This window comes from Neobacillus drentensis (assembly GCF_036962765.1).
Taxonomy (GTDB): Bacteria; Bacillota; Bacilli; order Bacillales; family Cytobacillaceae; genus Neobacillus; species Neobacillus drentensis_C.
On the sequence record NZ_JBALOS010000087.1, the window covers coordinates 1 to 6,874 of the forward strand.

Below are 6,874 nucleotides of genomic sequence, written 5' to 3' on the forward strand. Positions count from 1 at the left end.
GCTTATTCGGACAGGTGAATTGGAAAATTGAATAAAGCTGTCCGAATGCCATGCAGACAACTGTGATAATTACGGCCGGAAAAATTGTAAAACGGTACCTTTACCTTCGAAAACTCCCACCTCTGCATAAGCCCCATTGATGAAGGTGATTTGTGGTGGGAGATGCCCGCAATCAATATCATAAATAACTGGTATTTCAAGCTCATCAGCAAGGTCTTGATAAACATCTTCCACCGTATAGTTTTCCACGGGATTATTGGCATCACTCCGCCCAAACAACAGTCCGGAACAGTTTTCAAACCAGCCCGCTAATTTCATTTGGATCAAGGATCTTCTTAAATCCGTGGAATTCATTTCACAATTCTCTAAATACCAAATAACGGGCTCTCCATTGATATGGGTTTTTCTAAAAGTATCTACATCACCGAAGGGTGTCCCAATAAGATGTCTAATAATATCTATACATCCACCGAGTAAACGTCCTTCGATCCTAGCGGGACCACTTCCTACCGTTTTCCAAGTAGTTTGTTCAGTTAAATGAAAAACGCAGGGCGAAGGATTAGCATGCTGCCATTCCTTTTGAAAGCGGTCCGAGGAAAACTGAATAATCGATGCCCCCGTGTTTGTTGCTAAAACAGCCTCCCACTTGGCTGTTGTTTCATCCATAAATTCCCCTCGTAAATCTACTATATTTGTTCCATGTGCGGTTGCGATACCTGTCTTTAAGGTAATCGCCAGCAATAGCGCGCTGACATCAGAATAGCCTAAAATCCATTTGTTTTTTATAGTTTCAAAGTCCATATGTTCAAGGATCTCGATTAATAACTCGCCGCCCCAAGGTGGAATGATGATGTCGATGTTACTGTCACGTATCATCTCATTAAATTCAGTCGCACGTTTTAATGCCGGGGCTGATTTAGCCTTATCCTGAGTCCAAGCCGTTTCACCCAGCACTACCTTGAAACCTCTTTGTTCCAGCCGGCCGCTTGCAAGTTTAAGGACCTCGTGTAAAGGTGATGGCACTCCTGATGAGGGGGCAGTCACTCCAATTGTTGCGCCCTTTTTTAAATATGGATAGGTAATCATAATGGACATCCCCCCTAAATGCTTTAGATAATTTTACCAAAAGGGGTGAAACCTCGCTATCATTTTCGATAGTTCTTTCAACGAAAGCATCTAAAAATAAAATTCACTTTTTTGTCAAATTAATACTAGCCATTTGAAAATGGAAACGCTATAATTAAATTATGAAACAACGTACCACGATGCGGAACAAGACAAATCCAAGATAATAGTCATTACATATAAGGAGATGGATATTGTGGAAACTAGGTACTCAACACACCCGGATCATGCCAAAACATTTACAACCGAGGAACTTCGCAAACACTATCTTATAGAAGAGTTATTTGTGCCAGGCGAAATTAAGCTTGTTTATACCATGGAAGACCGTGCCATTATCGGTGGCATCACACCAATGGGAGAGACGATTTCTTTAAAAGGATATGATCAAATCAAAGCCGATTACTTCTTAGAGAGAAGAGAAGTGGGAATTTTTAATGTCGGTGGAAGAGGGAAGATTATCGTTGATGGCGAGACATATGAAATGGATAACAAAGATTGCTTGTATGTTGGATTAGGGAAGAAAGAGTTACTGTTCGCTAGTGAGTCCCCTGTAAGTCCAGCAAAGTTTTATTTATTCTCTGCTCCTGCTCATAAAGAGTATCCAGTTCAACACGTTGCCTTTAAGGATATTGAAGGTGACCGCTTAGGATCACTTGAAAATGCAAATGATCGAGTGATTCGCCGCATGATACATAATGAGGGAATCCAAAGCTGCCAGGTTGTTATGGGCTTGACGCAATTAAATACGGGAAGCGTGTGGAATTCGATGCCAACTCATACACATGACCGTAGAATGGAAGTCTACCTATATATTGATTTGGAAGAAAATGCAAGAATGTTCCATATGATGGGTGAACCAACGGAAACGCGTCATCTTGTGATGAAGAACGAACAAGCGGTTATTTCACCGCCATGGTCGATTCACTGCGGCAGTGCAACTAGTAATTATACTTTTATCTGGGCAATGGCTGGTGAAAATAAAACCTATAACGATATGGATCAAGTAACCATGGACCAACTGAGATAACTTGTAAACTGCAAGATGAGAAGACATAAAAGAAGAGGTGCTAACTAATGAGTTTGAGAGATTTTTCACTAGATTTTTTTCAGTTAACAGGTAAGGTTGCGATTGTGACAGGAGGAAATACCGGTCTTGGTCAAGGATATGCAATCGCATTAGCGAAAGCAGGAGCAGATTTATTTATCGTTTCCCACGATACCAACTGGGATGAAACCAAAGCTCTGATTGAAGAGACAGGACGCACTGTCCACTTTCATCAAGCAGACTTAACGGTAAGGAAAAATATTAAGAATATCGTAGATGAGTGTTTGAACGTCTATGGGAAAATAGATATTCTCGTGAATAATGCGGGAACCATTCGTCGTACTCCATTACTAGAATACAAACAAGAGGATTGGGATGCGGTCATGGATATTAACCTGAACGCAGTCTATTTTCTGAGTCAAGAGGTTGCTAGAGTCATGGCTAAACAAGAAAGCGGAAAAATTATCAACATTGGTTCGATGCTGTCCTTCCAAGGTGGTAAATTTATTCCGCCATACACAGCAAGTAAACATGGGGTTGCGGGTCTTACAAAGGCATTTGCCAACGAATTAGGACATTACAATATTCAAATCAATGCGATTGCACCAGGATATATCGCTACTGCTAATACAGCGCCAATTCGTGCAGATGAGAAACGGAATGCAGAAATTCTCTCTCGTATTCCAGCTGGAAGATGGGCCGATCCTTCAGACCTTATGGGGGTAGTTGTCTTCTTATCTAGTAAAGCATCCGATTATATGAATGGACATATTCTAGCAGTTGATGGCGGTTGGTTGGCCCGGTAATTTGGGATAAGGAAATAGAGATTCAAAAGTCAGAGGCGGTTCAAGGTCAGTAACACTTAAATCCAGCCGCCTTTGATTGTCGGAATTTGATTCAGGAACATAACACAGCATGTCTCGACTTTTTACTAAAAAAATTACCCATTATAAACCGAAAGGTAAGGTATGCAAGTATGAAAATTATGAAGACGATTGAAAAAATCCCTGGTGGGCTTATGCTGGTTCCATTATTTTTAGGTGCAATTATTCATACGCTCGCACCAAAATCTGGCGAGTATTTTGGTTCATTTACGAATGGGTTAATGACCGGGACTGTACCAATTTTAGCAGTCTGGTTTTTCTGCATGGGTGCAGGAATCAATATTAAAGCAACAGGTACTGTTTTACGGAAATCAGGAACACTTGTGGTAACAAAGATAGCGGTTGCATGGGTAGTTGCCATCGTTGCTGCTATGTTTATCCCAGATGGCGGGATTCAAACTGGCTTTTTTGCCGGGTTCTCTGTTCTCGCTTTAATTTCCTGTATGGATATGACAAACGGCGGTTTATATGCTTCCATTATGCAGCAGTACGGCAGTAAAGAAGAAGCTGGTGCGTTTGTACTTATGTCACTTGAATCAGGCCCACTAGTGACAATGTTAATTCTTGGTTCAACTGGGTTAGCTGCATTCCAACCGCAAGCATTTGTAGGCGCTGTCTTACCTTTCTTAGTAGGGTTTATTCTTGGTAACTTGGATAAAGATTTCCGTGAATTCTTCAGTAAAGCTACACATACCATGATTCCATTCTTTGGTTTTGCTCTAGGTAACTCGATTGATCTGACTGTAATTGCGAAGACAGGTCTGGCAGGAATTTTATTGGGTCTTCTTGTAATCGCTATCACAGGAATTCCATTAATGCTAGCTGATAAATTTATCGGTGGCGGAAACGGTACAGCAGGACTTGCAGCATCAAGTACAGCAGGCGCTGCAGTGGCCAATCCAATGATCATTGCTACGATGAAACCTGAATTTCTTCCGGTTGCACAATCGGCAACTGCTTTGTGTGCAGCATCTGTGATCGTTACGTCGATATTAGTTCCGATTTTAACTGCCTATTGGTCACAATACATGAAAAAGAAAAACAAAGAATCAGTAGTGCCAGGCGGAAATAAAGCCACGGCTTGATAAGTAAATCAAGGGAGACATATACAGCGTATGTCTCTCTTTCAATTAAGGGGAGGATCGTATGAGTAGAATTATGACTGTGGGAGAACCTATGGCACTCTTCGTAGCAGACCAAGAGGGTTCCTTAGAAAATGTTGAGCGATTTGATCGTTTTGTTGCAGGAGCGGAGGTCAATTTTTCCATTGGGATGTCACGCTTAGGGCATGAAGTTACCTATATTACCCAATTGGGGATGGACCCGTTTGGCAAAAATATTGAAAAGTTTTTGAAGCAGAATGCCATTGATACCACGTATGTGACGTATGATGCGAACTATTTAACAGGGATGCAATGGAAGGAAAAGGTCATGAGCGGTGACCCAGAAGTGTTTTCAGCCCGAAAAAATTCAGCTGCTTCACATATGGACTTGGAAACAATCGCTCATTTGAACTGGGACGGATTTGACCATATTCATTTAACGGGTATTCCGCCGGCCTTATCGGCAGGTTGTCGAGAAATGGTTTACAAACTAATGAAGGAGGCTCGGGAGCGAGGCGTGCAAATTTCGTATGATCCTAATTTGCGTCCAGGCCTTTGGGCTGACAAACAAGAAATGGCTCAAGTCATTAACGACCTGGCTTGCCGTGCAGACATTGTTCTTCCTGGCATTGAGGAAGGAAAACTCTTAACGGGTAAAGAAGACGTTCATGAAATTGCTGCTTATTATCACGCCGCCGGTGTAAAAACGGTTGTTATTAAGCTCGGGGCAGCAGGGGCGTTCACTAGTTCACAAAGTGAGCAATTCTACACCGAGGGTTTCCCAGTAAAGAAAGTCCTAGATACGGTAGGTGCTGGTGACGGATTTGCCGTTGGAGTGGTCAGCGGGATATTGGAAGGTTTGCCTTTGAAGGAAGCGGTAAAACGAGGAGCGGCGATCGGTGCGCTTGCAGTGATGTCTCCTGGTGATAATGACGGATTACCTAATAGAGCCAGCTTGGAAGCTTTTATTGAAGAATCATTGGAAAAGCGTTAATAGAAGAGATGAAAAAAGGTAAAGAAGACCCGCTTTAAGTGACATTCTTTACCTTTGGATTATATGGTTTAAGGACCCGTGTATCCAAGGTTCCTTGAAATGGCGATACTATACTGTTTCATTTTGTCAATTAAGGAATGGTTGATCAGATCCATTGTAACTCGGTTATTTGGTCCTGAAATACTAAAACTGGCAATAATCTTTCCTTTATGGTCGTAAATTGGTGAGGCGATACATCTTAGTACTTCTTCATTCTCGGCATTGTCTAAGGCATAACCTTGGACTTTCACCTTTTCAATTTCTTTGATGAATTCTTCTTTAGATGTAATCGTTGTAGGTGTTTTTGGAATAAAGATAATATTTGAAACGATGTCCTCAAATTGGTTTGAACTCATATCAGAAAGTAATATTTTTCCTACAGCGGTACTGTACATGGGGGCTCTGCTTCCAATGCGCGAATACATCCGAATGGTTTGATTACTTTCAATTTTATCAATATAAATCACTTCGCCGCGGTCTTCAATGCATAAATGAACGGTTTCATTCACTTCTTGTGATAATTTTTCTAAATATGGCTTTGCGATCGTGACAATATTCGAGTGATTTAAAAGATTTCTAGAAAGAAAGAGGACTTGTAAGCCAAGTTTATATTTGTCGGTTTCTTCATCTTTGACAACATAATTCATATTCGCTAATGTTGCTAACAATCGATGAAGGGTACCTTTTGTCAGTCCAACCTGCTCCGATAGCCGCGTAATTTGGATGCCATCGGGATATTCAGAAAGCTTATTTAATATGGTTAGAGCTCTTTCAAGGGATTGAACATTTGACATGATTTCTACCTCTTTTAATGTTTTTCATTTTACTTTTTTGGAACACTGTTCTATTATATGATACGTTATAGAGAATCTTTTGTAAATTTAAATTAAAACGGTAAAAATTTTTTAGGAATAATATTATAAAAAAATAGAAAGTAAGTGACTGCCATGATGAAAAAAATCAATATATTAACGAAAATTGCTGAATGTGGTGTGGTTGCCGTTGTAAGAGCCGACTCGAAGGAAGAGGCTGTTAACATTTCGGAAGCCTGTGTAGAAGGTGGCATCCAAGGGATTGAGGTTACTTTTACCGTGCAAGGTGCAGATGAAGTGATTAAAGAATTAGCAACCCTTTATCAAGATAATAATGATGTAGTGATTGGAGCAGGAACAGTACTTGATGCAGCAACTGCACGGATTGCGATTTTGGCGGGGGCCCAGTTTGTGGTAAGTCCAGCTTTTGATCAGGAAACGGCAACATTATGTAATCTTTATCAAGTACCCTACATGCCTGGCTGTATGACCCTTACCGAAATGAAACGTGCATTAGAAGCCGGGGTCGATATTGTGAAACTATTCCCTGGAAGTGCATTTGGGCCTGATTTTGTCAAAGCAGTGAAAGCACCGCTTCCACAAATCAACATTATGCCTACTGGCGGTGTCGATTTAGATAATGTCGGACAATGGATTAAAAATGGCTGTGTAGCTGTCGGGGTAGGCGGTAATCTAGTGGCGCCGGCAAAAACAGGGGAATACAACAAGATCACCGAGTATGCAAAACAGTATATTGAGAAAGTTCAAACTGCCAGAGGGAAATAAACGTTATCTCCATTTCGTGTTTTTCAAATTGATGCAAAGCTGATTAGGCGTTGTTTCGATTATTAAGAAAGGCTATTTTCGCATAG

7 protein-coding genes are annotated in these 6,874 nt (G+C 41.0%); 5 read left to right on the plus strand and 2 right to left on the minus strand.

The genetic code is table 11. From position 1 onward, the window contains the following. Positions 1-69: 69 nt before the first annotated feature. Positions 70-1,086 carry a S66 family peptidase gene (locus tag V7137_RS12685; protein ID WP_335698421.1) on the minus strand — a complete coding sequence of 339 codons (1,017 nt, stop codon included), beginning with the start codon at positions 1,084-1,086 and terminating at the stop codon, positions 70-72. Positions 1,087-1,321: 235 nt separating this feature from the next. Between V7137_RS12685 and kduI the strand changes: the two genes are divergently transcribed. The 4 genes from kduI to V7137_RS12705 all read left to right on the plus strand — a co-directional run bounded on the left by kduI (position 1,322) and on the right by V7137_RS12705 (position 5,151). Then, positions 1,322-2,152, plus strand: a complete 831-nt coding sequence (kduI, locus tag V7137_RS12690) for a 5-dehydro-4-deoxy-D-glucuronate isomerase (RefSeq protein WP_335698422.1) — start codon at positions 1,322-1,324, stop codon at positions 2,150-2,152. A 47-nt stretch (positions 2,153-2,199) separates the two neighbouring features. Then, positions 2,200-2,976 carry a 2-dehydro-3-deoxy-D-gluconate 5-dehydrogenase KduD gene (kduD, locus tag V7137_RS12695; RefSeq protein ID WP_335698423.1) on the plus strand — a complete coding sequence of 259 codons (777 nt, stop codon included), beginning with the start codon at positions 2,200-2,202 and terminating at the stop codon, positions 2,974-2,976. Positions 2,977-3,146: 170 nt separating this feature from the next. Beyond that, on the plus strand, positions 3,147-4,139 hold the full coding sequence (kdgT, locus tag V7137_RS12700; protein WP_335698424.1) for a 2-keto-3-deoxygluconate transporter: 993 nt from the start codon (positions 3,147-3,149) through the stop codon (positions 4,137-4,139). A gap of 61 nt (positions 4,140-4,200) precedes the next feature. Then, positions 4,201-5,151, plus strand: coding sequence for a sugar kinase (locus V7137_RS12705; protein ID WP_335698425.1), 951 nt, complete (start codon positions 4,201-4,203; stop codon positions 5,149-5,151). A gap of 68 nt (positions 5,152-5,219) precedes the next feature. On the opposite strand, the gene V7137_RS12710 is transcribed toward V7137_RS12705, so the two are convergent. Beyond that, positions 5,220-5,984, minus strand: a complete 765-nt coding sequence (locus tag V7137_RS12710) for an IclR family transcriptional regulator (RefSeq protein WP_335698426.1) — start codon at positions 5,982-5,984, stop codon at positions 5,220-5,222. 156 nt (positions 5,985-6,140) lie between these two features. Between V7137_RS12710 and V7137_RS12715 the strand changes: the two genes are divergently transcribed. Next, on the plus strand, positions 6,141-6,788 hold the full coding sequence (locus V7137_RS12715; protein WP_335698427.1) for a bifunctional 4-hydroxy-2-oxoglutarate aldolase/2-dehydro-3-deoxy-phosphogluconate aldolase: 648 nt from the start codon (positions 6,141-6,143) through the stop codon (positions 6,786-6,788). The last annotated feature ends 86 nt before the right edge of the window (positions 6,789-6,874 follow it).

Bases quoted from the DNA above. Each gene is read 5' to 3' on its own strand.
- V7137_RS12685 (WP_335698421.1), bottom strand. From the start codon at position 1,086: ATGATTACCTATCCATATTTAAAAAAGGGCGCAACAATTGGAGTGACT.
- kduD (WP_335698423.1), top strand. From the start codon at position 2,200: ATGAGTTTGAGAGATTTTTCACTAGATTTTTTTCAGTTAACAGGTAAG.
- kdgT (WP_335698424.1), top strand. From the start codon at position 3,147: ATGAAAATTATGAAGACGATTGAAAAAATCCCTGGTGGGCTTATGCTG.
- V7137_RS12705 (WP_335698425.1), top strand. From the start codon at position 4,201: ATGAGTAGAATTATGACTGTGGGAGAACCTATGGCACTCTTCGTAGCA.
- V7137_RS12710 (WP_335698426.1), bottom strand. From the start codon at position 5,984: ATGTCAAATGTTCAATCCCTTGAAAGAGCTCTAACCATATTAAATAAG.
- V7137_RS12715 (WP_335698427.1), top strand. From the start codon at position 6,141: ATGAAAAAAATCAATATATTAACGAAAATTGCTGAATGTGGTGTGGTT.